Here is a 23,987-nt window from a genome sequence, read left to right as displayed (position 1 = left end):
TCGAAAACGCAGCGATTCCTTACTGGCGGAGCACCCAGGTGTCCTTGCTGCCGCCGCCTTGTGACGAATTCACCACCAAAGAGTCCTTGGTGAGCGCCACCCGCGTCAAGCCTCCCGGCACGATCTTCACATCTTCACCGTAAATGATATACGGCCGGAGATCGATATGGCGGCCTTCAATTCCGCCTTCACACCAGGTCGGGCTGCGCGAAAGGGAAATCACAGGCTGGGCGATGTAGTTGCGTGGGTCTGCGATGATCAGCTGACGGAATTTTTCGATCTCCTCCTTGCTGGCGGTCGGCCCCATCAGCATGCCGTAGCCGCCGGATTCATTGGCCGCCTTCACGACCAATTCCGACAAGTGACTGAGGATGTATTTTCGATCCTCTTCCTCAGAGGCCAGATAGGTCGGCACGTTCGGCAGGATCGGCTCCTGACCGAGGTAGTATTCGATCATCTTCGGCACGAAGTAATAGGTCACTTTATCATCCGCCACGCCGGTGCCGACGGCATTGGCCAGCGCGACATTGCCATGGCGGTAGGCATTCATCAGCCCCGGAACGCCGAGCACCGAGTCCTTGCGGAACACCACGGGATCGATGAAATCGTCATCGATACGCCGGTAGATCACATCCACCCGGACCAGGCCGTGGGTGGTGCGCATGTAAACGAAATTATCCACCACGACGAGGTCGCGGCCTTCCACGATCTCGATGCCCATTTCGCGGGCGAGGTAGCAGTGCTCGAAGTAGGCACTGTTATGACAACCGGGCGTCAAGAGCACGCAGACCGGGTTCACATCCCGGCGGGGCGAGATGTAGTGCAGCATGTTGAGCAGGTCGCGCGGGTAGGAATCGACCGGACGGACGCCCATCGAATCGAAAATTCCCGGGAACGCACGCTTCAGGGCGTTGCGGTTTTCCAGCAAATAGGAGGCACCGGATGGGCAGCGGCCATTGTCCTCCAGCACGTAGTAAACGCCGTCCGAGCCACGGATCAGGTCACTGCCGCAAATGTGGATGTAGATGTCCTTTGGCACGTCCACGCCGCGGAATTCCGGGCGGTAGTGCTTTGCCTGCTCGATGTAAAAGCGCGGGATCACGCCGTCCTTCAGGATCTGCTGATCGTGATAAATATCATGCAGGAACAGGTTCAGCGCGATGATGCGCTGGGTGAGCCCGGCTTCCAGATGCGCCCATTCATCGGCGGGGATCACGCGCGGAACCGGATCGAACGGGAAAATCCGCTCGGTGCCGCGGTTATCGTGATAGACGTTGAAAGTGATGCCCTGGCGGAGGAAATAGAGTTCCGAATTGCTCTTCCGGGTCAGGAAATCGCGCTCGGAAAGCTTTCCAAAACGTTCAAACAGTGGCGCGCAGAACGGTCTGACCTCACCATTTTCGCAAAACATCTCATCATGAAATTTGCCAGGATTGTAGAGATCAAACATTGCCATGGGTTGTATATAAGGCGTTAGCAGCTGTCGGGCCAACTTTGATTTACCGGGGTTTGCAAACCAGGAAACGCAATCTAGCGACAGTCTCCCCTTGAAATGCTGAAATCGGGAACGTATCAAGGGCGCGCCAGCCCGCCCGCGGGCGTTTTTTCTCCGTCTTCACTACCAATGAACGCCCTAACCCGCAGTTTTTCCGCCATTTGGAACTCATCACTTGGGAAAAAGTACATCGTCGCCCTCACCGGCATTGTCCTGTTTCTCTTCCTCGCCGGCCACCTTATCGGAAACCTTCTGGTTTTCGTCGGTCGCGAAGCCTTTAACAGCTATGCGGTCTTCCTGCATGAAGTCGGACACGGCATGGGCGTCTGGGTCGCCCGCCTGGTGCTGCTGGCCTGCCTCGTCGCCCACGTGATCGCCACCATTCAGCTGACGATCCAAAACCGCAGCGCGCGCGAGCAATACCAGAACAAGAACACGATCCAGGCCACCCTTTCCTCCCGCATCATGATGTGGACCGGCCTAACAATCCTGGCCTTCGTCATTTACCACTTGCTGCACTTCACGGTGCGCTTCTCGAACAGCTACAACGACTACATCGACCCCGAGTATTTCGCCGAGACCGGCTTGCAGCGCCAGGACGCCTGGAAAATGGTGATCGACGGCTTCTCCTGGTTCCCCGCCGTGTTCTTCTACATGGTCGCGCTGAGTCTGCTTTGCTCCCACCTTTCGCACGGCGTTTCGTCGGTTTTCCAAACCCTCGGGTTCCGCTCGAAAAAGTCGCAGGACCTCATCCGTTGCGGCGGAAAGATCTACGCGTTCGTCATCTGGGCCGGATTCATGTCCATCCCGGTCGCCATTTATTTCTTCAAGTTCGGTCGCTGACAGGCACTCCCAACCTTCCCCACGCTCATGATTCTCGACTCCAAAATTCCTACCGGCCCGCTTGAACAGAAATGGTCCAAGCACAAGATGGACTCCAAGCTGATCAACCCGGCCAACAAGCGGAAATTCACCGTGATCGTGGTCGGCTCCGGCCTCGCCGGTGGATCGGCTGCCGCCACCTTGGCCGAGCTTGGCTACCAGGTGAAGTGCTTCTGCTACCAGGATTCCCCACGCCGCGCCCACTCGATCGCCGCGCAAGGTGGCATCAACGCCGCCAAAAACTACCGCAACGACGGCGACTCGGTTTACCGACTTTTCTACGACACGATCAAGGGCGGTGACTTCCGCTCCCGTGAGGCAAACGTCTACCGCCTGGCGGAAGTTTCCAACGGCATCATTGACCAATGCGTCGCCCAAGGCGTCCCATTTGCCCGCGAATACGGCGGCTTGCTCGACAACCGCTCGTTCGGTGGTGCGCAGGTTTCCCGGACCTTCTACGCCCGCGGTCAAACCGGACAACAGCTCCTCATCGGCTGCTATCAGGCGCTGGAGAAGGAGATCAAAAAAGGCGGCGTGAAGATGTATCCGCGCACCGAGATGCTGGACATGGTGTTGGTGAACGGCCACGCCAAGGGCATCGTCGTCCGCGACATGACCACCGGCAAGATTTCCACCCACGCGGCGGATGCCGTGATTCTGGCGACCGGTGGCTACGGCAACGTGTTCTACCTTTCCACCAACGCGATGGGTTGCAACGTCACCGCAGCCTGGCGCGCCGCCCGCCGTGGAGCGCTTTTCGCCAACCCTTGCTACACCCAGATCCACCCGACCTGTATCCCGGTCAGCGGCGACTATCAGTCGAAGCTCACCCTGATGTCCGAGTCACTCCGCAACGACGGCCGCATCTGGGCACCGAAGTCCCGCGAGATCGCCAAGAAGCTGCAGAAGAAGGAAATCAATCCGTCCGACGTGGCCGAGGAAGATCGCGATTACTACCTGGAGCGGAAATACCCGTCCTTCGGCAACCTTGCCCCGCGCGACATTTCCTCCCGCGCGGCGAAGGAAGCGTGCGACGATGGCCGCGGTGTCGCCCCGACCGGTCTCGGCGTTTACCTCGATTTCCGCGACGCGACCAAGCGCCTCGGCGAGGACACGATCCGCGCCCGCTACGGCAACCTGTTCCAGATGTATGAAAAGATCGCCGGTGAAAACCCCTACAAGGGGCCGATGATGATCTATCCTGCCGTTCACTACACCATGGGCGGCCTGTGGGTTGACTACAACCTGATGTCGAACGTTCCGGGTCTGCACGTGCTGGGCGAAGCAAACTTCTCCGACCACGGCGCAAACCGCCTGGGTGCATCCGCGCTGATGCAAGGTCTCGCCGACGGATATTTCGTCATCCCGACGACGATCGCCAACTACCTGGTGACTCAAAAGCCGGGCAGCGTGTCCACCGAGATGCCGGAATTCAAGCAAGCGGAAGCCGATGCCAGCGCACGGATCAACAAGCTGCTGAGCGTCCAAGGCAACCGCACCGTCGATTCCTTCCACCGCGAGCTGGGCCATGTGATGTGGAACCAGTGCGGCATGGAGCGCTCCCGCGAAGGCCTGACCGAAGCGATCGCCAAGATCCCGGAAATCCGCGAGGAATTCTGGAAAAACGTCCGCATCCCAGGCTCCGGAAGCAGCGTCAACATGGAGCTGGAAAAAGCCGGCCGCGTCGCCGACTTCCTCGAGTTCGGCGAGCTGATGTGCTACGACGCCCGCGACCGAGAAGAGTCCTGCGGCGGCCACTTCCGTGCCGAGCACCAGTTCACCGAAGCCGATCCTGAAGTCCAAGCTGGCAAGACCCAGGCTGGTGAAGCGAAACGCCACGACGATCTGTTCTCCCACGTTTCCGCCTGGGCCTACAACGGCGAGGGCAAGGAGCCGAGCCTGCACAAGGAAGCTCTGGTCTACGAATCGGTGAAGGCATCGATCCGCAGTTACGCTTGATCGGCGTTCGTTTCCCGATTCGAAATCGATTTCAATCCGCAGTGCCTGCACGGTGCTGCGGATTTTTTTTGCAACCGGTTCGGATTGCAGTAGTTCTATCCACGCTTCAGCGACACTGAAGCTTCATCCCCGTTGAACCCACGCAAGGCACCTGCACCGCGCAAGGACTGAAAATCGGCTGTTCCTGATCTTCAGTGTCTCGCCGTGATGCGCTGTGCCTTGATTTCTACAAAAATCATACACTTTGCTCCATTGACTGAACGTCTTTCCCCCGTCCGCAGTAAGTCCCAAGTTTTCTCACCATTCACTCCACCGCCGCAGCGATCCTGCCGATGCCGAACCTGGCTTCAGACAGGCTTGGCGGCAGCTGTATTCGCGACGCTCTATGCAGCGCCCGCGACGGTTTTCTCGCAACCCGCTGCCCCGGTGGAACAGAAAAGCGCCAAACTTTCCGAAGTTGCTCCGGAAATCGTGCGCTCTCTGGAAATGGTGGACCAGGACATTTCCACAAGCCCGAACAAGGCAGAGCCAGATGTCCGTGCCTTTCTGCACGGCCTGTTTGCCCTGAACGAAGGCCACACCGCCGGTGGCACCCTGGCTCAGGATCATCCAGATCTGATGCTGCAGCTGCTGGCCGATCTGTGGCAACGCATCGAGAATGGTCCGGGTGACAAGCTGCCAAAAACCACCGGCATCCGCATCCGCAACAACACGCGGGAATTTGATCTGACGGATACCTACATCCAGCTCCTCACCCCAACGATCGCCAACGGCCCGGCCAATGACCAGGCGATCGCCGGATTGGCGAAAAATCCGGAAGTGACCAAGTTGCTGGCTCATTTTTCCGAAGGCAACGATGGCTCGACGGTGGAGAACGCGCTCACGCTTGGCCGGATGATTTTCAACATCCGCAAGGGTGAACCCCCATTGCAGGCGGCCCCTGCCGCGCATCCGGCGCTGACGATCGAGGATTTGCCGAAGCTGGACCGCAGGGTTGATCTCGGTGGCTTCGGTACGGTCCAGGAACTGGTCGCCTGGGCTCATGGGATGAATCCGGATCGCAAGAATCCATTCAAAGTTGCCACCAAAGAAGAGAATCAAACCATCACTCGGCGGGCCAATGCCTACATCAAACTGCCCGTGGAAGCCCTGCTCCCTCATCCGAGCGCGAAGGTTCTGATGGGTGACATTCCAGCGGATGCCGAACGGGTGGAGGATCGCGAGGTTCAAATCAATCTCAACCAACCGCGTTGGCAGGCGACCGGATTGTATGCGGCCCCGGGCGAAGCGATCACGATTCACGTGCCTTCCCGCCTCCGCAAAATGGGGCTACAAGTTCGCATCGGCACCCAGACAGACAATGTCTCACAACCCGGCAGCAACACCGCCGGCAGCCTTCAGCGATTCCCGGTGGTGGCGAATCACTTCGCGCTCAACCAGCCAGAGGTGACCGTTGGCAACCCATTTGGCGGCGGCATTTACATTGAGGTCCCCACCGGGGCAAATCAAGGCGACCTGCGGGTGACAACCTTCGGCTATATCATCCGCACGTTCGAAAAATTGCCATCGCCCGACCTGCAAAGCCTGACCATCAGCGGCGGCATCGAGATGCCCTGGTGGCGGCCCGGCATGTCACAGGCGGATTGGAAAAAGGAACTGGCCAAGCCTGCACCGTGGACGGAAATGGACTTCGGCACGCTGTGCCTCTACGTGCCCACAAGCGACGCCCGCAAGGCAAGGAATCCGCAGGGACTGACCGAGTTCTGGCAAAAAGTGATGGATGCGGAGTGGAAATTCGGCGGCTACACCGGCACCCGACTGGAGCCAATGCGCATCAGTTTCGACCGCCAAATCGCCTATGGCTTCATGCACTCCGGCTACCCGATCATGGCCTTCCTGCCGCAGGCGAAGGAGGCGCTGGATCTGAAAACCCTGGAGGAAAAAGGCAACTGGGGCTTTTTCCACGAAATCGGCCACGATCACCAACCACAGTGCATCACGCCGGACGGATTCACCGAATCCACCGTCAATTTGTTCACGATGTCCGCCTATGCGGCGATTTTTCCCAAGCGCGATCCCAAGCTGGGTCATGAATCGCTTGCCCATCCCGATGAGCTGCTCAAACGCCGCCGCGACGGGGAATCTGCCGATCCATGGGTCAACATTTCAGTATTCCTGCCACTCATTGATGCGTTTGGCATGGACAGCCTGACGCGGATGTTCAGCAGCTACTGGAAGGAAGACACCAAACACGGCGATGCCCCCCGGTATTCGTCGGATGAACGGCAGGACCATCTGGTGCTGCGCTACGGCCAGACGGTGAAACGGGATGTTTCCGCTTATTTTGAAAGCGTGCACTTCTACGTTTCACCATCGACCAAGAAGCAGCTCTCTGACTTCGAAGCCTGGGAGCCCTGAATTCCAGATCAGGACTCTTTGTGAGCCCCCTTGGACTGGGCCAGCCGGATCGTTTGCAGAATCACCGATGCATGCACCGCCCGGCTCAGTCCCATCGCCGTCTCAATCCGGCGGGTTTCGCGCTCGCCGGTGATGTTTTCGATGTGGTTGATGCGCTCAATCACCAGGCCGTAGATCGCCGGTTTGCCCTGGCCATTATCGATGAAGACCGGGCCGCCGCTGTCGCCATCCCATGAGGTGACATCGAGCATGAAGGTTGGTTGTTTTTCCAATGACTTCGCAGGGTAGCTCGCGACCAGTGCACGACGTGCGAGCGGGAAGCCGGCTTCGTTGGCTTCGACGCGGGCGGGATACGTCAGCAGGATGGTGTCGTCGCCAAAGCCCGGGAGATCTTTTTCGATCAATGAGGAGATCGGCAAAGTCGCATTTTCCGGCAGGTCCAGCTTCACCGGCATGACCGCGACATCGTAGTCCGGATTCTTGGTCCAGAGCGGCTTGCCGTCACTGCGGATCTGGACTTTGACGTCCTTGCGCTCGTAGTCCTTGTCACCATCCAACTCACGGAGCACGAGGATTGAGGTGCGTCCGGAAGATTTTTCGAACGTGTGGCCTGCGGAAACGATAAAGACCTGGGATTGATCCTGGATCAAAAAGCACGTCGCCGTGGAGTCCTTGTTGAAGAGCTTGAACGTCGCATTCATCATCGTTTCCGCGCATTCATTGGCTTGAGCAAAGGAAACAAGCACCGCCATGACACCTCCTAAAAAGGCCAGATTTTTCATGCCGCGAGCGTGCGAAGTCCGCGCCACCGCTGCGAGTGAAACTTCTGCGGGATGATGATTTTTCCGCGGTTATTTCTGGCAGGTCGGGCACCAATAGGTGGAGCGCTGGCCCTGCACCGCGTGGCGGATCTCGGTGCCGCAAACCAGGCACGGCTCGCCTTTCCGATCGTAGACAAATAGCTTTTGCCGGAAATAGCCGGGCTGGCCGTCGGATTTCAGAAAATCCCTGAGGGTGGTGCCGCCTGCGGAAATGGCATCAGAAAGCACCTCGCGTATGGAACTGACCAGCCGTTCCAGTCTTGGCAGAGAAAGCCGACAAGCCTGTGTCTGTGGTCGGATTCCCGCGCGGAAAAGCGCTTCGGAGGCGTAGATATTTCCCACACCCACCACCACCTTGCCGTCCATGATGACCTGCTTGATCGCGGATTTCCGGGTGGAGCAGATGCTTTTCAAATAGGTCGCGCTAAAACCATCGCCCAGCGGCTCCGGACCGAGACTGGCCAGCAGTGGATGCTCGAAAGGACTTTCGGATTTCAGATGAAGAATCACTCCGAACCGGCGGGGATCATGAAACCGCAGCTGCATGCCGGTGGATAGCGTGACGGCGAAATGATCGTGCTTTTTCCAGGCTTCCGCAGGATCGATCACCCGCAAACTGCCGGACATCCCCAGATGGATCAGCAGGGTCGAGCCATCATTCACCGCCAACAGCAGGTACTTCGAGCGGCGGGTCACGCCGATGAAGGTCCGCTGTTCCAGTTCCGCGACCGAATCCGACACCGGCCAGCGCAGGTCGTATCGTTTCACGATGACTTCCTGAATCTGCGCCCCGGTAAGATGCGGCTCGATCCCACACCGCGTGGTTTCCACTTCTGGCAGCTCTGGCACGATCGTTCAGTTGAGGACGTAAAACCAGACAGCCACCACGTGGCAGGCGCTCCCGCCCAACACGAACAAATGCCAGATCGCATGATGGAAACGCAGACTCGTCCACGCGAAAAACACGACCCCTAGCGTGTAGCTCAAACCACCAGCCACCAACCAGGCCAGTCCGGCAAATGGCAGGGCCTTGAGCAGGGGACCAATGGCGATCACCACCAGCCACCCCATCACCACGTAGAGTGCGGTCGAGATCCAGTGGTCTTTTTTACCGGGGATCAGCGTTTTCACCATCACACCGGCGATGGCCAGCCCCCAGACCGCTCCGAACAAACTCCATCCCCACGGCCCCTTCAAAGAAATCAGGGTCACCGGCGTGTAGGATCCGGCGATCAGCAGGTAAATGCAGGCATGATCCAGCATTTGGAAGAACTGCTTGGTCCGGACCGTGGTGAAAACGTGGTAAAGCGTGGAAGAGAGGTAGAGCAAAATCAGCGAAGCTCCAAACACCGTGACCGATACCACGGCGAGGGCGCTGCCTTGCGCCGCAAGAATCATCCCAACCAGCGCGGCAATGCTGAGAAGCACTCCGGCGGCATGGGTCATGACATTCGCCACTTCCTCACGATGAGTGTGACAAAGGGGTGAACGTGACGAGAGATCCAAATTCATAACAGCCTTCCCTCCATGCAACAGCAGTTGCCGTTTGTCCAGAAGCCTGTCTCTGAATCATGAGATTTGCGCTTCGCCATTTTGGAAAACCGATTAGTTTAACACCGTGCCCGAAGACGCAAGTTCCCCCATCCAACAGGAAATCCTGAAGCTGCGGCATGAATTGGAGGTCATGAAAATCCGCCACGAGCGGGAGTTGGACGAATTCAACACAAGGCTTTCGAAACTCGATGTTCTTGAGAATTTTGAGAATCCGCCCGTGGCTGACATTCCAGCAGCGGAGCCAGTTCCTGAGCCTGCCCCCATGCTGGTTCCGATGGCTGAAATTTCGCCGAAACAGGCTCCTCAACCGTCGACTCCCCCGCCCTTGCCGAAAAAGCCCGCAGGCGAATCGTTCGAATTGCAATTTGGCCGCACCTGGCTGGTCCGGATCGGCATTGTCCTGCTGCTCACCGGCTTGGTTCTGTTAGGAAATTTTGCCTATCGGAATTGGATTCACGATCTGCCGAACGGACTGCGCCTGACGGGATTGTTTCTCCTCGCAGGCTTGCTGACCGAAACGGGCCGCCGACTGGCGAAACGCGAGCACCTTCACGCCTACGGCGAGGTGGTGATGGCGGGAGGCCTGGCGTTTTTCTACTACTGCTGCTTTGCCGCGCATCATGTCGAACGCCTGCGCGTCATCGACAGCCCGGTGTTTGCGGGGATTCTGTTGCTCGTGTCCGCCGGGGCGATGGCCGGCATTTCGTGGATTCGCAATGCAAAGGCAACCGCCGTGCTCGGGCTGCTGCTCGCGTCCTACGCCACAATCCTGCAGCCGATCGGCTGGCTTTCCTGCGTCTCGAATGTGATTCTGGCGTTGACCGGACTGATGTTCATGCTGCGCCCCGGCTGGGCCGGACCGGGAATCGCATCGATGGTGGGCACCTATGTTTCGTTCACCGTGTGGCAAGTTCTTCAGGGAGCTCATGGCCAACCGACCGATCAGGCGAGCATGTGGTTTTTAGTCCCGACCTGGGTGATCTTTTCGCTCCCCGGGGTGCTGGGGCGCTTCAGGGAAACTCTATCCGATCGTGGCCGGGCGTGGTTCACCGGAGCCAACAATGCTGCGTTTTTCCTGCTGTTTTCCGCCGTATGGATCGCGGAAAACGACCGATCTGCTTACTGGCTGGTTCCCGCCGTTTTTGGCGCGGTTTTGCTGATACTTGGCTCATGGTGCCGCCGCCAGCAGCAAATCGTCGGCTCAGTCGACATCAGCCAAGGGCTCGCACTGATCACTCTGGCGCTTGCGATGAAACTCGATGGCAACCAGCTCCCGCTTGCCTTGGCGGTTGAGTCGCTGCTGCTGGCGCTCGCGTTTTTCCGCTTCAAGACCAAGCCGGAATTGGTTTTCACCTTCATCACCGCGCTCGGATCGACCTTGTTATTGATCGGTTCACCCGAACCCGCGCCTGTCTGGAGCGCAGGGTTGGCAGCGTTGGTCATGGCCATTTCCGGGGTGGTGCTGCAGCTAGGCCTGAACCAGGACGAGCAGCGATTCGCTTGGAAGCCCATCCTTTCGTCAGCGGTATTCTATCTGGCCAGTGTCACCGCGCTGGCCAGTTGGTGTTGGCGGCTTGAACCGTCCTTGAGATTTCCGGTGACCGTTGGCGTCGCCACGGTTCTTTCCGCCGTAGCGCTGTTTCTGAATCGGAAAATCCGCATGGTCGCGATGCAGTATTCGGTTCTGCTTTTCCTTGCTGCTGCGCTTTTGATCGTCTCGATTTCCGGGCTCGGAATCTCGACCTATGTGGCATTTCCGCTGATGCTCGCCGGATGCTGGCTGTGGCACCGTTTCGGTGAAAAATCGATCGATTCGATCCTTCAAGCATCCGCCTTTGCGGGGGTGACCGCGATCTCGTCCTGGAATTTCATCCATCAGCTGAATCTCTCCACGGAGCTGATCGTTCTCACGGTCGCAGGCGCTGGCTTGATCCTCCTCCTGATCGGCAAAGCTCTGCGTTGCCCGACACTTGCGATCTCTGCGGTATTTCTTCCATTGGCCGCCCTGATCGAGACCGGCTACCATGATCCGCTGGCGCCGTTTGTTCCATTCATGATCACCGCCATCGCTCTGGCAGAGATTGGCGTGATGCTGGTTCGAAAATCCGAAAGCCTCGTCGCCATTCCACCCGCGCGGATCACGGCGTTTCTCGGATTCGTCTACGGCTGCTACCTGTTCAGTCCTGAATATCATGCGGACCTCCTGGCGGGCACTGCGCTGGCGCTCATCCTAATTTCAACCATCATCAAACGTCCGATTGTGACCGAAGCCGCTGGTTTCGCCGCCATCGGGTGGCTTGGCGTGGTGGCGGCATTGATCATGGGGCCTTGGCAAGTGGCTCTTGAGACGGCTTGGTCAGGCGCAGCCGTGATCGCCGCCTCACTCGCTATTGCCATCACCTGGCGGCGTGGTTCGCACTTGCTGGGCATTTGGGTCGCGGCACTCACCTCGCTTTGGTCCACTCAAATGCTGGTCATGCGTCTCGACTGGAATGGAACGGCAGTGCTCTGGGCGATGCTCGGGTTTGCCTTTGTCAGCATCGGGCTTTGGCGGCGTTTGCTCGGGTTTCGCCAAGTCGGATTCGTCTTGCTGGCGGCATCCTTAATCAAGGTTTTCGCGGTCGATGTTTGGGATTTCAACGCGTTCATGCGGGTCGCCTCCTTCTCGGTGCTCGGGCTTGCGTTGATCTTGCTGGGCTTGTTCTACAATCGCTTCGCGCCACTTCTGAAGCGCCTGCTGGAGGAAGAAATGGAGCATCGACCATGATTTCACCGGGCAGTACTTGAAAGTTCGCCCGGCTACTGGGAATCATCATGCATGACCCAAGCATTCATTCTTGGCGCCGGCCTTGGCACCCGCCTCCAGCCGCTCACCGAATATCTTCCCAAACCTCTCGTCCCGCTTTTCCATCGACCACTGACCTCGTGGACCATCGATGCCTGCCGCGCCGCCGGCATCACCCGCTTTGCGATCAACACCCACCACATTCCAGACGCCTGGGAAGAATACCTGGCCAGCGCCGAAGGCGACGATGCCGACATCACCCTCTTCCACGAACCGGAGTTGTTGGAAACCGGCGGCGGCTTGAAAAACATCGCCGATTGGATGGAGGACGGCCCTCTTTTGGTGCACAACGGCGACATTTATTCCGACCTGCCGCTGGAAAAACTCATCGCCGCGCACAAGGCCTCCGGCCTGCCGGTGACGCTCGCAGTTCGCTCGACTGGCCATGCCAAACACATCGCGCTGAACAAGATCGAGGATCGGGTGACGGACATTCGCAACAAGCTTGGCAAAGGCGAAGGCACCCATCTTTTCACCGGCATTTACTGCATCAATCGCGAGTTCCTTGATCTGATCCCAGCGGGTGAGAAAATCTCCGTGATCCCGGCATTTCTGGAGCTCGCCAAGCTGGGAAAGCTCGGGGCCATCGTTCTGGACAGCGGCAAATGGTTGGATCTCGGCGATCCGGAATCCTACCTGCTAGCGCATCGCGAACTTTTCCTCGCTCCTTCGGTTCATCCACACGCGATGATTGGGAAAAACGTCACCATCAATCGCTCCGTTATCGGGCCATTTGCCGACATCGGCGACAACAGCGTGATTGAGGATTCCGTCGTTTGGCCAAGCGCGGAAATTCCCGCCGATTCCAAGATTTCCAAGCAGATCGTTTGTTTTTGATGGGTAAGTCCTGACTGCGGCGGCGCGCTCATTCCGCCCCTTCAGGGCTCCGATTTTGTGGTGGGATCGTTCCCAGGGTTGCACCCTGGGCTGTCTCATTTTCGCCCCGTTGGGGCGGTGGCGATGCGAGTGCATTGGAATGAGGATATTACGAAGGAGGGAATCGTTGCCCAGTAAATCCGCGGTTTTGGAACGACCGCCATCCCGTCGATCAACCCGTGCCGAAAAGCGGTCCAGCAGTTGAGATGGGTAGAATATTTTGGCAACAGGCCGCCTCTCTGCATCGTCCGATAGGCAAAACAATCCAACGGACCGACAGCCCATAACTTGCCCCAACGGGGCATCATGAAATAGCCCAAGGTGAAACCTTGGGAACATCGATCACCCACACATTGAGCCCTGAAAGGGCGGCATTGGAATGTGCGGAAAATTCACCCGAATCTTCCGATTTCTCATCATTCCGCACCCTTCCCCCGACCTCAACTCACGCAAAAAACTTTGCCACACCAACCAGCGCTAACGGCAAAACAATCCAACGGACCGACAGCCCATAACTTGCCCCAACGGGGCATCATGAAATAGCCCAAGGTGCAACCTTGGGAACATCGATCACCCACACATTGAGCCCTGAAAGGGCGGCATTGGAATCTGCGGAAAAATCACCCAAATCTTCCGATTCCGCACCTTTCCCCCAACCTCCACTCAAGTAAAAAACTTTGCCACAACAACCGGCAATAACGGCAAAAAACAATCCAACGGACCGACAACCCATAACTTGCCCCAACGGGGCATCATGGAATAGCCCAAGGTGCAACCTTGGGAACCTCGGTCACCTACACATTAAGCCCTGAAAGGGCGACATCCAATCGGCCCGCATTTCCAACCGACAATCCCGCCCCTTCAGGGCGGATCTATTTTTCCACATCTAACCCAGGGTGATACTCTGGGCTATCCCTTTTCGCCCCGTTGGGGCGGTGGAGATGCCGGGTATGGAAATCACCCTCGTCTCCATGGCGACTCGATATCGGAAAAACGGTTTGGCCGACCTTTACACGCGCTTGATCTTGCCGCTAGCGGTGAGAGGAACGGCATCGACGATGCGAAATTTGATGGGAACTTTGTAGCTCGAGAGCAGTCCGCGACAAAATTCGGCCAACTGTCTGGAGGTGGCTGTTTTTTCGCCATCAAGGACGACTTCCGCGACCGGCACCGCGCCCATGACGGGATGGTCGAGGCCGGTGACCCGTGACCGCGCGACTGCCGGGTGCCGATTCAGCACGGCCTCGATTTCCTCAGGGAAAACCTTCATCCCCCCCACGTTCAGCACGCTTTTCTTCCGGCCACGCAAAAATACCCGGCCGGTTTCATCCATTTCCGCGAGGTCTCCGGTCGCAAACCATCCGTCGTCGCAAACGTCCGCACAGAGCTTCCACGGCGATAGGTAGGCATCGAACATGCCCGGCCCGCGAACCCACAATTCGCCGATACTTTCGCCCTCAATCCGCACTTGGTAGGCCGGTTGCGGACGACCGACCGAGGCCGGCGCTTCGCCATCGAGATTCAACAAGGGCAGACCGATTTCGATGATGCCCAGGCCTTGCACCAACGGTTTGCCAAAGCGGCGTAAAAACTCATCGGCGGTTCCTGGGGCCAGCGCTGCAGCGGTGCTCACGGCCAACCTCAGCTCCGGCCAGGCATACCCGCCCCGATCCGCGGCCAGCAAGGCGTGGTGAAAGGGTGAGCCGTAAATGACAGTGGCGTTCGAAGCCTCGGCGAGTTCTAACACATCGGCCGCCAGATGGGATTCTCCCAGCACTGTGCAAGCGCCGGCGTGAAGGTAGAGCACGATCGAAACCGCGAAGTGATGGGTCATGGGCAGCATCCACAGGACCCGATCCGCCGGGCCGATCTGCAGGCCTGCATTCGCCGCCGTGATTCGTTCTAACAGTTTCTGATGACTTAGCACCACGCCTTTGCTTTTCCCGGTGGTGCCGGAACTGAAGCGGATGAACGCAGGGTTCAGTGCCAGAAATTCTTCTTCGTGTGAAAACCTTGCGGGATTCAAAGAACGCCAGATCCGGCCAGCATCACTGCGTTCCAGAATGCCACCGAGGCACGTCCGCTCCACCACCTCATCGCGCTCAGCTGCGGTGAGTTCGTCAGCCAGCGGAACCAGGCAAGCTCCGGCTTTCAAAAGCGCCAAGGCGAGGACGATGTATTCGACGCCATTCGCACACGAAAGCCCGACGCGAATCCCCGCGTGAAATCCCTCACAAGCTGCCAGCCAATCTGCGGCTTCACTGACCTGCGACTCCAATTCGCCAAACGTCAGGATCGCTCCATCTGCCAGCAACGCCGACCGTTCCTTCACCGCGCCACTGAAGATTTCGTCGACGATGTTCATTCTGAAATCGCGGCCAGAAAATAGCAGCAGTTAGAAATGATGAGGTTCATGATTGGTGGAGACTTCCCGCCAAAATTCCTAAACGCCTCGCAGGGGAGCAAGGATTTTTCAGCCACCGGGATTTGAAATCCTCTCAGAAATCGAACGGGATTTCAGGAAAGTGGTGAATTTTTGCGCAATTCGATTTCGTAACAATTCAGGCACCGAAGCCTGCTTTTCGAGCGGCTTGGGATGTTGAAATTCCGATCATGAAACGACTCCACCTGCTCACCTTCGCTCTCATTGGCGCCCTCGCTTCGCTTCCATTCTCTGCATCAGCCGAACCAGATGCCAAAGCCATTCGTGAGGCGATTTTAAATCCGAAATCGGATCGCGTGCTGGTGGTCGCCCATCGCGCACTTTCAGGAAAATCAACCGGTGCGTGGGAGCGCCACCCCGAAAATTCATTGTCCGCGATCCGTGAATCGATCGAAAAAGGCATCGATATTCTTGAAATCGATGTCCGGAAAACCAAGGACGGCGAGCTGGTTCTGATGCACGACTCGACCATTGACCGGACCACCGATGGCAAAGGCAAGGTGAGCGATCTGACATTGGAGCAACTGCGAAGCTATCATCTGAAGCTCGGGCTCGGTGGATCGAAAGCGGAAATCACCGATGAAACCATTCCAACTTTAACGGAAGTCATGGAGACGGTGCGCGGCAAGTGCATGGTGAATCTCGATAAGGCAGGCTCGCTTTTCGGAGAATGCAGCAAAGTGCTCAAGGAAACTCACACCAGCGAGCAGGCGATCATCAAATCCGGTGATTCCGCCAAGGATTGCGCCATTCAGCTGAAGAAGCTCGATCGCCACATTCTCTTCATGCCCGTGCTATCCGGCAAGGGAGCGGATCAGACCGAAGAGGCCATGACTCAGTGGATCGATTCCTATCGCCCGCTTCACCCCGTCGCCTACGAACTGGTGTTTGATGACGACCGGGATCCGATCGTTGCACCGGCGACCATCGCTGCGATTCAAAAACAGGGCGCGCGGGTCTGGATCAACAGCCTGTGGGCGAGCTTGAACGGCGGCCATGACGACGCTCGCTCGCTGAAATATCCCAAGCAAGGCTGGAGCTGGTTGATGGATCACGGCGCCACCATCATCCAGAGTGATGAATCGGAAACCTTGATCGGGTATCTCACCGACCAAGGCAAACGAGGTCAATGAGCCGTCTTAGTTCGCGGGCTGGCTGACCGATGGAGGAGGATTTTTCGTTCCCCAATCGGAAGGTTCCGGCCCCATCACGAAACGGAGCGTGGCTCCATTTTTGATGTCTTCGTGCCGCAGCCAGGCTTTGTCCCATGGCTTGCCATTCACGGTAAGCGATTGGACGTAGATGTTTTCCGGGCTGGCATCGACTCCTTCGATCACGATCTTCGCTCCGTTTTCCCGAGTCAGAGTGGCTTTCGGGAAACGCGGACCATTGAGGAGATAAACGTCCTGGCCCGCGTTCGGGAACAGGCCCAGGCTGGCGAACACATACCAAGAACTCATCGCACCGCCGTCTTCATCGCCCGGATACGAGGTCATGGTGTAGTTTTTGAAATTCGACCGCACCCACTTGGACGCGAGATCCGGTCTGCCTGCGTAAATGAAGCTGAACGGCGTGAGGAAGGATGGCTCATTGCTGAAGTCGATGAGCTTCTTGTCCAACGCGTGCTCAAGGCGCTTCACATACGCTTCCTTGCCCCCGGAAAGCTCGATCAAACGGGCGAAGTCGTGAGGAATGAAATAGGAATACACCCAGGAGGAACCTTGATAGAAACTGCGGTCCGTCACGCCGTAGCTCGGTTCGCTGCGGGAGTTTTTCGGATCAAACTTCAACCAGGTACCGTCGTGCCAGCGAGGTGCGAGAAAGCCTTTGAAGCCATCGCTTTCTTCATCCGGATTCCAGAGATTTTCCCAACCGCTGCTGCGTTTCGCATAGCGCTTGGCATCCTCGGTTTGGCGGAATTTGGCCGCGACTTCTGAAACGCAGAAATCGTTGTAGGCGAACTCGATGGAGCGCGAGCAATACAGCCCGAATTCGAATTCACGGAATGGCACCCATCCGCGGTCATCGACCCGATAGGACGGTGTGCGCTGCTGGTCCGCGTTGAATTTCAGAAACTCGTAGGCTTCTTTCCAATCGATCCCTTCCACACCTTTCACGCAGGCATCGGCAAAGATGTTATCGACATCATCGCCACCCTGGTTGCCAAGCCATTCCGGAGCATCCTTGCCAGTCCATTTGTAGAACCGGTCGTTGCCGCCGACGAAGGCATCCATCACCCGGCCATTGTGTTTGTAGCGATCGATGAACGCCTTCAGGTTGTCGCGCACCATGCTTTCATGGAGCAGCAGGTGGAGAGGAAAGGTGGTTTTCCAACTGTCCCAAACGCAGTAATGATCGTCCCAATACGGTTGATCCGACTGCCAATGTGGATTGTCACCGGTGCGGTTTTTCGGCATCCGCATGGTGTTGAATAGCGTGGTGTAGAACATCGTCCGCTCGTCCTCCGTGCCGCCTTCCAGGCGGACCTGTCCAAGCTTGTCACGCCAGGCGGACTCAGCAGCGGATTTGACCTTCTCGAAATCCCAGTCGGGGATCTCAGCTTTCAAAAACTCCGCCGCGCGATCCATGCTGGTGAAGGAAACCGCCAGCTTGAGGCCGATCGTTTCCTGGTCCTTGGTTTTGAATTTGAGCCAGGCACCGATTTTATCGTCCTTGTTCTCGCATTTCTTGGAAAGCTCTCCTTCACCGCCTTTTTTGTTTTTCCAGGTTCCGACCACCTCCGCATCGCGGCTGTATTCCGCGCAAAAATAAACCCGGACGGCTTCGGCAGACCAGCCGCCCCAATAGCTGCCCCAGCCACGGATGGTGTGAGACTTCGGATCGACGAAAACCTCACCCTCGTCCATGTAGCCTGCATTGAAAATCGTCCCCGGAATGCTGTAGGAAAGATCGATGAGCAAGCTCGATTCGTCACTTTCCGGGTAGGTGAACTGATAAATCGCCGAATGCTCGGTCGGGCTGACCTTGCAAAGAATTCCCGGATCTTTGAGCCGAACTTGGTAGCTGCCAATGCCAGCGACCTCGTCCGATTTCTCCGATCCCGGATGGGCATTCGGATTTTTAATTCCGATCTGTGGGGTGACCAAAAACTGGCCGTATTTGCCAAAGCTACCGGTGCCAGTGACGTGCAGTTGGCTGAAGCCGATGATTTTTTTCTCCGCGTGATAGCCATCCGAATAGCCATCGGGAGTTTCAGGGCCCGGGTTGATGGAAGCCCATGGGAGCTGAGGCCCGATTGACACGTTTCCAGTTCCGGTCGTTCCCATGCCGCGGTTCACCACCGTTGATAAATCCTGGGCTGTAACAGGACTCATCCCGAAAACCGAGCACCCTAGAATCACTGCCACCGAGACGCGACTGGCCAATGCGGCCGACACAACAAACTTCATGCCGGTGATTCTGGAAAACCGGCTCCATCTGCCAAGAACTCTTATGCAATTCCTTTATGCCAACAGATCGTGATATTCTGGATGCCGTTGGAAATAAGTCATCGCGTAACTACAAATCGGGACCACTTTCAGGCCTCTTTCTTTGGCAAGATCCAGCACGGCGGCCATGAACCGCCCTGCTGCGCCGGTTCCGCGCAGCAGCGGGTCCGCTTCAACGTAAGGCAAGGTCATGATGCCATCCTCGATCCGATAGTCACCGAAAACCATTTTGCCGTCTTCGATCATCTCGAAACGATGCCGCTCCGTATTGTCGATGAGTGCTTGTTTTTCCATTTCAGCTATCAGCTAAAACCACCATTCCGTGGGGTCAAGTGGAGGAAAAATCGAATTTTGGACCGCCGTTTATTTCACCGGCTCCAGCTTGTAGCCATCTTTTGAATCCAGCACGGACCATCCGGCTGCAGCCAACTGATCCCGAAGCTCATCTGACTTTGCCCAATTGCGATCGGCGCGGAATTTCCAACGTTCATCCGCCAAGGCCACGATTTCCGCCGGAATGTCCGATTCTTCGGCTTCTTCCGGCAGGGTGAGGCCCAGAGCGCGCAAAATCCGATTCAACCCGGCGAGGGCTTTGGCGGCAGCTTCGCCTTCGAGAGAAGATGCTTCGCGCAATCCGGTGAAAATCCCCCCCAGTGCGGCTGGCGTATTCAGGTCATGGCACAAGCTGTCCCAAGCCGCTTGAAATGGGCCGAATTCGACCGAATCGAGGGCGACATCACCGCCGGTTTTCGCGGCGAGTTGGCGCGCGCCTTTCGCCATTTTGGCCAAGGCCTCCCGCGCTGCCGTGAGCGAGGACAGGGTGAAATTCAGTTGCTTGCGGTAATGCGCCCCGATGAGCACGTAGCGGACTTCCATCGCGCTGAAGCCTTTTTCTTCCAGTAAATCGAGGGTGTAGAAATTGCCAAGGGACTTCGACATTTTACCGCCATCCACCAGCAAGTGGGTGATGTGGAACCAATGGGCTGCGAAATGTCCGCCGCATGAGCATTCGCTCTGCGCGATTTCGTTTTCATGGTGAGGGAAAACCAGATCGATGCCGCCGGAATGGAGATCGAACGATTCGCCGAGGTATTCCTTGATCATCGCCGAGCACTCGAGGTGCCAGCCCGGGCGACCCTCGCCCCAGGGAGATTGCCAGAAATTCTCGCCGTCCTCTGGGCGGCGGGCTTTCCATAGGACAAAGTCCGAGAGGTTGTCTTTCTCGTATTCATCTGCATTGGCGCGGGCATTTTGCGTTTTGCCGAGGTCCAGCTCGCGAGTGTCGAGATGGGACAATTTGCCGTAGCCGGGGAATGAATCGATTTTGAAATAAACCGAGCCGTCTTCTGACGCATAGGCATGACCTTTTTCTACCAGCTGGGCGATCATCGCAATCTGCTGTGGGATGTGCTCGACCGCACGCGGCTCAATGTGTGGCTCCAAGCAACCGAGTTTCGCGCAATCCGCATGGAATTTATCGGTCCAACCGGCGGTGAATTCGCTCAATTTCAAGCCTGCCGCCTGCGAATCACGGATGGTCTTATCATCCACATCCGTGATGTTCCTCACGTGCAGCGTCGGCACACCACCGGTTTCCAGCGTTCTGCGAAAAACGTCCTGCAGCACGAAGGTCCGGAAATTCCCGATATGGGCAGGTCCATAAACCGTAGGTCCACAGCAGTAAAACCGGAAGGATTTACCGTCCATGGGAGTGAGTTCGCGATCGGTCCGGGTCAGCGTGTCGAATAGCCGCATGACCGGCATTTAGCCCTGCGATGCCGACTGGGCAAGTGCGCGTTCACATCAATCATTTGTATGGGATTGACTTGTGACGAACACTCTGCGTTTGGATTGTGGCAGATCACGTGTATGAAGTCGCTGCAGATGGAAGCCGAAGAAGGTTCAAGATTGAGGCAAGTTTTAGTGGCAGCACTGATTTGCGGGAGCATTGCGATACTGACTTGCAGCCTGTTGCTGGGCTGGCACTACGTCCCCGGCTTCCTTGGCGAGTGGCTCGGGATGATCGCCGGCTTCATTTCCACCCCCTTTCTACTCGAAGGATCCTTTGCACTACTCGGCATTTTTCTGGTGATTTCCCTCAACAGCTGGAGACGCCACCGCGAAGGAGACGAGTTCGTTTATCTTGAGCAAGTGGATGGCCCGGAAGTTCCGGCCAATCTTCCAGACAGCGCGCGCTGGGCGGTGTATACCAAAGCTCCACTCGTTGGTGAAGAGCCATCACTTTTAACCCGAGCCGAGGGCACCTTGGCCATTGGCGATCACGGAGCCACGGCCGAGCTCATTGCGGAAATGAGCGAAAGTGAGCTACGCCATCCGAGCGTTCTCGCACTACGCCGCGAACTGGCCCGCGCCACCGGCAATCATCAAGCCGAGCAACGCCTGGCCCGTGAAATTGAAGATCTACAAACTGATCCCAACCACCCCCCAACCCTGTGAATCAAGACCCCCCGATTCTGAATGAAGACCGCTTTCGGCGCATGGCCTGTGGCGACATGGATAGCTTTTACGAATTGGCCGGAGATTATTTTGAAGAGGTAGAAAGCCGCATTCCCGAGTGGCGGAAGCTCAACGCATCTGGTGATGACCACCGGTTGCGCGAAGAGTTTCACCGCAGCAAAGGCGGAGCTGCCATTTTCGGATTTGAACGCTTGCATGCCCATCTCACCAGCCTGGAAAAACAAATCGAAGCCGGCGGCGGAGAAGTCGATATCGACCAGCTGCTCGGCGAATATGAAAATGCCAAGCAAGCAGTCGCGGCCTTGCAGGTAGGGAACTGATTTTATGGCCACAAAGATCCAAAATCCGGAAAAGGAGCTGCGTTTCACCCGCGCGGCCCAGGCGTCGATTTTCTGGGTTGCCGCCGCGGTTTTTCTAGCGATGGGAATCACTTTGCTCGCTTGTGCCTACTATCGATTCATCAACCCCTCGCTCCCCCACCCGGCTTGGGCGGCCCTGCCGATATTGCTGGCGATTTTGGCAATCCGGGTGGCGATCCGGCTGACCAAGCACGCTTATCTGATTTTCACACCACTCGGGATCGAGATTTTTCCGTTTTTCCGGCCTGCATCGACAATGCGTCTGGTTACATGGCAAGAGATTGAAGATGCGGAGGTTGACACAGACCGCCGATTGCTGACCCTCCACCACAACCGGGAAAAAACATCGGGAATTCACCTTTCCTTGCAACCGATTCCGAGAGATCGCCGCGAGTTGCTTGCCAAAGCCATCATGGGCCGGGTATCCCGGGCGGGTCAGGCATCCTGAAACTCCCACTTTCCCGATCATGCGTCCTCATTCCCGACAAATTCTCTCCGTTGAAGATTGCTTCGGCGGCAACGGCTGGCATTGCGAACTCGTCGAAGGCCGCGATGTGCTGCGCGCCGGATTCGAAGCCCATCACACCCGGGTCAATCTGGTAGCCCAAGCTTACCCACAACTGAATGCGCTCGGCATCGTCACCGAGGCTCCGCTGAGCGTGGACAAAGCCCACATGGAGGCGGTGTTGGAACTGCTGGCCCACGCCAACAAACAACTGACGCTGGGCGGTTTTGAGTATGACCTCGACCGATCGATGCTGGTGTTTCGCATCACCAATCTGTTCGAGCGCGAAAAATTCGATCCGGATATCATTTCCTCCATGGTCCACTGCGGAATCGCCGAACTGGATCGGATCACCCCCTACACCTCCGTCGTTTGCAGCACGGCTCCCGATCTTTTGCCGGACCTTGATTTACGCCGACTGTTGATGCGTGAGGATTTGATTCCCCCAGTCCCCGGCGAAGAGGAAGAAGAGGAATACTGATTTTCTTACCCCATCCAACCCCCATGAAATCCGTCTCACTCATCGCCATTGTTGCCAGCCTGGCAGCCGCAGGAACCGCCATTTCTCATCCTGCCGACGAGTGGGAATACGTGCTGGAAAGTGGATTTCTCCGCAATGTCGGCCATAACACCGATATTGATTACGAGATCATTCCCACGCAGCTGACCTTCCGCAGCCCTGCGGTCTGGACGCCGTGGGAAAGCGACTCCGGCGCGAAACTGGTGGTTCGGCATCGGGTTTCCGCACTTTTCGAATCGTTCATCAAAGGACCGGAAGATTACTACGTCGGCGTCGCTGCCGCGCCGTCCCTCGAATACTGGTTTCCGTCTGAAAAAACCTCATTGTTCCTGTCGCTCGGTGGCGGAGTAGGTTTCACCAACAGCTCCGGTGGCGAACAAGGCCAGGGTCAGGACTTTACTCTCAATTGGTTCAGCCAGCTGGGCATCCGCCAGCAACTTTGCGAGAATGTCTCAATCCTTGGCGGAGCGTACTTCCTCCACCATTCCAATGGAGGCCAGACCGATCCCAATCCGGGGATTGATGCGTTCGGCATGACCGTTGGACTTGGCTGGAAATTTTAGGCAATTCCACCGATGCGTCGCTTCGCGAAAGTCGACACGGATTTCCAGTCCGTTGAAATTTGGAAATCCAAACTCGCCACGGAGTTTCGCGTCGCCGGAGCGATCCACGCTTCCTATCATTCTCAACGTTTTCTGACAGGACTCGCCTGGGACCTGATTGCTGCTGCTGCGCTGATCCGCACCGCGGGTCCGCCGCGATCCGTATTGATGCTCGGCCTAGCTGGTGGCACTTCGCTGCGCGTTCTCCGCCACCTGCTGCCGGATTGCGAACTCACCGCAATCGAAATCGATCCACAAATCGTCGACCTCGCCCGTGAGCACATGGCATTGGATGATTTGCAAATCGAGGTTCAGCTGGCAGATGCCTACTCTTGGCTGGAACAGAACCAGCGGCAGTTTGATGTCGTTTTTGATGATATTTATCTGGCAGGCAAAACCGACGTGTTCCGCCCTCGGAAATGGGATCCCTCGCTGCTGAAGCATTTGCGACGGGCCGTTGCCAAAGATGGGCTGCTGGCCGTAAATCTTGTCACCGGCCAAGGCCATCGCAGCATGCAATCGCTGACGCGTCGTCTTTTAGCCCAAGAGTTCGGCTCAATCCGCAGCCTGACCACGAGTGATAGCATGAATGAAGTGTTGGTCGCTGGACCCAGCGCTCCCCCACGCCCGAGGCTCAACACCTTCACCCATTGCTTTGACCAATCACGCGATCGGAATTACTGGCAACGGATCCGCTCTCGCCTCATCCGAGGATGACTCAGTCAGCATCCCCACTTCGAGGACTTTACAATTCGAGGACTTATCCGCTGATCGCTTTTCT

General features: G+C 57.1%; 20 protein-coding genes. 12 read left to right on the top strand and 8 right to left on the bottom strand.

Annotated features, from left to right (window positions below):
* Positions 1–19: 19 nt before the first annotated feature.
* Positions 20–1,450, bottom strand: coding sequence for a circularly permuted type 2 ATP-grasp protein (locus JIN85_RS13020; protein ID WP_200271456.1), 1,431 nt, complete (start codon positions 1,448–1,450; stop codon positions 20–22).
* A 174-nt stretch (positions 1,451–1,624) separates the two neighbouring features.
* On the opposite strand from JIN85_RS13020, the gene JIN85_RS13015 reads away from it, so the two are divergent.
* The 3 genes from JIN85_RS13015 to JIN85_RS13005 all read left to right on the top strand — a co-directional run bounded on the left by JIN85_RS13015 (position 1,625) and on the right by JIN85_RS13005 (position 6,754).
* Positions 1,625–2,338, top strand: a complete 714-nt coding sequence (locus tag JIN85_RS13015; protein WP_200271409.1) for a succinate dehydrogenase cytochrome b subunit — start codon at positions 1,625–1,627, stop codon at positions 2,336–2,338.
* Between the two features lie 27 nt (positions 2,339–2,365).
* Entirely contained in the window at positions 2,366–4,336 is a 1,971-nt protein-coding gene (locus JIN85_RS13010) for a fumarate reductase/succinate dehydrogenase flavoprotein subunit (protein ID WP_200271407.1), read from the top strand.
* A gap of 252 nt (positions 4,337–4,588) precedes the next feature.
* Complete coding sequence (locus tag JIN85_RS13005; protein WP_200271405.1) at positions 4,589–6,754, top strand: M60 family metallopeptidase; 2,166 nt, start codon at positions 4,589–4,591, stop codon at positions 6,752–6,754.
* An 8-nt stretch (positions 6,755–6,762) separates the two neighbouring features.
* Here the strand turns inward: JIN85_RS13005 and JIN85_RS13000 are convergent, their stop codons facing one another.
* The 3 genes from JIN85_RS13000 to trhA form a co-directional block, all read right to left on the bottom strand.
* Positions 6,763–7,536, bottom strand: coding sequence for a trypsin-like peptidase domain-containing protein (locus JIN85_RS13000; protein ID WP_200271403.1), 774 nt, complete (start codon positions 7,534–7,536; stop codon positions 6,763–6,765).
* Positions 7,537–7,605: 69 nt separating this feature from the next.
* A complete protein-coding gene (gene mutM, locus JIN85_RS12995; protein ID WP_325109324.1) occupies positions 7,606–8,424 on the bottom strand; it encodes a bifunctional DNA-formamidopyrimidine glycosylase/DNA-(apurinic or apyrimidinic site) lyase in 819 nt (272 codons plus the stop codon).
* A gap of 6 nt (positions 8,425–8,430) precedes the next feature.
* Positions 8,431–9,087 (bottom strand): PAQR family membrane homeostasis protein TrhA, encoded by a 657-nt coding sequence (gene trhA, locus JIN85_RS12990; protein ID WP_200271401.1) that lies wholly within the window; start codon positions 9,085–9,087, stop codon positions 8,431–8,433.
* Between the two features lie 106 nt (positions 9,088–9,193).
* Between trhA and JIN85_RS12985 the strand changes: the two genes are divergently transcribed.
* Together JIN85_RS12985 and JIN85_RS12980 are read left to right on the top strand one after the other, a co-directional pair.
* The gene (locus JIN85_RS12985; protein ID WP_200271399.1) at positions 9,194–11,896 is read left to right on the top strand and encodes a DUF2339 domain-containing protein; all 2,703 of its coding nucleotides are present in this window, start codon (positions 9,194–9,196) and stop codon (positions 11,894–11,896) included.
* A 51-nt stretch (positions 11,897–11,947) separates the two neighbouring features.
* Positions 11,948–12,811 (top strand): nucleotidyltransferase family protein, encoded by an 864-nt coding sequence (locus tag JIN85_RS12980; RefSeq protein WP_200271397.1) that lies wholly within the window; start codon positions 11,948–11,950, stop codon positions 12,809–12,811.
* Between the two features lie 1,048 nt (positions 12,812–13,859).
* On the opposite strand, the gene JIN85_RS12975 is transcribed toward JIN85_RS12980, so the two are convergent.
* Entirely contained in the window at positions 13,860–15,215 is a 1,356-nt protein-coding gene (locus JIN85_RS12975) for a class I adenylate-forming enzyme family protein (protein ID WP_200271395.1), read from the bottom strand.
* Positions 15,216–15,463: 248 nt separating this feature from the next.
* Between JIN85_RS12975 and JIN85_RS12970 the strand changes: the two genes are divergently transcribed.
* A complete protein-coding gene (locus tag JIN85_RS12970; protein WP_200271393.1) occupies positions 15,464–16,426 on the top strand; it encodes a glycerophosphodiester phosphodiesterase family protein in 963 nt (320 codons plus the stop codon).
* A gap of 6 nt (positions 16,427–16,432) precedes the next feature.
* On the opposite strand, the gene JIN85_RS12965 is transcribed toward JIN85_RS12970, so the two are convergent.
* From JIN85_RS12965 to cysS, 3 genes are all read right to left on the bottom strand, one after another.
* Entirely contained in the window at positions 16,433–18,703 is a 2,271-nt protein-coding gene (locus JIN85_RS12965; RefSeq protein WP_200271391.1) for a GH92 family glycosyl hydrolase, read from the bottom strand.
* Positions 18,704–18,757: 54 nt separating this feature from the next.
* Positions 18,758–19,036, bottom strand: a complete 279-nt coding sequence (locus tag JIN85_RS12960) for a GNAT family N-acetyltransferase (protein WP_200271389.1) — start codon at positions 19,034–19,036, stop codon at positions 18,758–18,760.
* Between the two features lie 69 nt (positions 19,037–19,105).
* Positions 19,106–20,497: a cysteine--tRNA ligase gene (gene cysS / locus JIN85_RS12955; protein WP_200271387.1), complete on the bottom strand. Its 1,392-nt coding sequence runs from the start codon at positions 20,495–20,497 to the stop codon at positions 19,106–19,108.
* A 114-nt stretch (positions 20,498–20,611) separates the two neighbouring features.
* On the opposite strand from cysS, the gene JIN85_RS12950 reads away from it, so the two are divergent.
* Genes JIN85_RS12950 through JIN85_RS12925 form a run of 6 tightly spaced genes read left to right on the top strand, consistent with a single transcriptional unit; the run spans position 20,612 to position 23,923 of the window.
* Positions 20,612–21,199 carry a hypothetical protein gene (locus JIN85_RS12950; RefSeq protein WP_200271385.1) on the top strand — a complete coding sequence of 196 codons (588 nt, stop codon included), beginning with the start codon at positions 20,612–20,614 and terminating at the stop codon, positions 21,197–21,199.
* Positions 21,196–21,540 (top strand): Hpt domain-containing protein, encoded by a 345-nt coding sequence (locus JIN85_RS12945; protein WP_200271382.1) that lies wholly within the window; start codon positions 21,196–21,198, stop codon positions 21,538–21,540. The genes JIN85_RS12950 and JIN85_RS12945 overlap by 4 nt, the downstream gene beginning before the upstream one ends.
* A 4-nt stretch (positions 21,541–21,544) precedes the next feature.
* On the top strand, positions 21,545–22,027 hold the full coding sequence (locus JIN85_RS12940; protein ID WP_200271379.1) for a hypothetical protein: 483 nt from the start codon (positions 21,545–21,547) through the stop codon (positions 22,025–22,027).
* A 19-nt stretch (positions 22,028–22,046) separates the two neighbouring features.
* Positions 22,047–22,565 (top strand): YbjN domain-containing protein, encoded by a 519-nt coding sequence (locus JIN85_RS12935; RefSeq protein ID WP_200271377.1) that lies wholly within the window; start codon positions 22,047–22,049, stop codon positions 22,563–22,565.
* A gap of 23 nt (positions 22,566–22,588) precedes the next feature.
* On the top strand, positions 22,589–23,167 hold the full coding sequence (locus JIN85_RS12930) for an acyloxyacyl hydrolase (protein ID WP_200271375.1): 579 nt from the start codon (positions 22,589–22,591) through the stop codon (positions 23,165–23,167).
* A gap of 12 nt (positions 23,168–23,179) precedes the next feature.
* Positions 23,180–23,923 (top strand): spermidine synthase, encoded by a 744-nt coding sequence (locus tag JIN85_RS12925; RefSeq protein WP_200271373.1) that lies wholly within the window; start codon positions 23,180–23,182, stop codon positions 23,921–23,923.
* The last annotated feature ends 64 nt before the right edge of the window (positions 23,924–23,987 follow it).

This window comes from Luteolibacter pohnpeiensis (assembly GCF_016595435.1).
GTDB lineage: Bacteria > Verrucomicrobiota > Verrucomicrobiia > Verrucomicrobiales > Akkermansiaceae > Luteolibacter > Luteolibacter pohnpeiensis.
This window is presented reverse-complemented; position numbering and strand designations above follow the sequence as displayed.

Coding starts and splice junctions, on each gene's coding strand:
- JIN85_RS12930 (WP_200271375.1), top strand. CDS start 22,589: ATGAAATCCGTCTCACTCATCGCCATTGTTGCCAGCCTGGCAGCCGCA.
- JIN85_RS12965 (WP_200271391.1), bottom strand. CDS start 18,703: ATGAAGTTTGTTGTGTCGGCCGCATTGGCCAGTCGCGTCTCGGTGGCA.
- JIN85_RS13020 (WP_200271456.1), bottom strand. CDS start 1,450: ATGTTTGATCTCTACAATCCTGGCAAATTTCATGATGAGATGTTTTGC.
- JIN85_RS13010 (WP_200271407.1), top strand. CDS start 2,366: ATGATTCTCGACTCCAAAATTCCTACCGGCCCGCTTGAACAGAAATGG.
- JIN85_RS13015 (WP_200271409.1), top strand. CDS start 1,625: ATGAACGCCCTAACCCGCAGTTTTTCCGCCATTTGGAACTCATCACTT.
- JIN85_RS13000 (WP_200271403.1), bottom strand. CDS start 7,536: ATGAAAAATCTGGCCTTTTTAGGAGGTGTCATGGCGGTGCTTGTTTCC.
- JIN85_RS12975 (WP_200271395.1), bottom strand. CDS start 15,215: ATGAACATCGTCGACGAAATCTTCAGTGGCGCGGTGAAGGAACGGTCG.
- JIN85_RS12970 (WP_200271393.1), top strand. CDS start 15,464: ATGAAACGACTCCACCTGCTCACCTTCGCTCTCATTGGCGCCCTCGCT.
- JIN85_RS12935 (WP_200271377.1), top strand. CDS start 22,047: ATGCGTCCTCATTCCCGACAAATTCTCTCCGTTGAAGATTGCTTCGGC.
- JIN85_RS12950 (WP_200271385.1), top strand. CDS start 20,612: ATGAAGTCGCTGCAGATGGAAGCCGAAGAAGGTTCAAGATTGAGGCAA.
- cysS (WP_200271387.1), bottom strand. CDS start 20,497: ATGCGGCTATTCGACACGCTGACCCGGACCGATCGCGAACTCACTCCC.
- JIN85_RS12980 (WP_200271397.1), top strand. CDS start 11,948: ATGACCCAAGCATTCATTCTTGGCGCCGGCCTTGGCACCCGCCTCCAG.
- trhA (WP_200271401.1), bottom strand. CDS start 9,087: ATGAATTTGGATCTCTCGTCACGTTCACCCCTTTGTCACACTCATCGT.
- JIN85_RS12960 (WP_200271389.1), bottom strand. CDS start 19,036: ATGGAAAAACAAGCACTCATCGACAATACGGAGCGGCATCGTTTCGAG.
- JIN85_RS12940 (WP_200271379.1), top strand. CDS start 21,545: ATGGCCACAAAGATCCAAAATCCGGAAAAGGAGCTGCGTTTCACCCGC.
- JIN85_RS12925 (WP_200271373.1), top strand. CDS start 23,180: ATGCGTCGCTTCGCGAAAGTCGACACGGATTTCCAGTCCGTTGAAATT.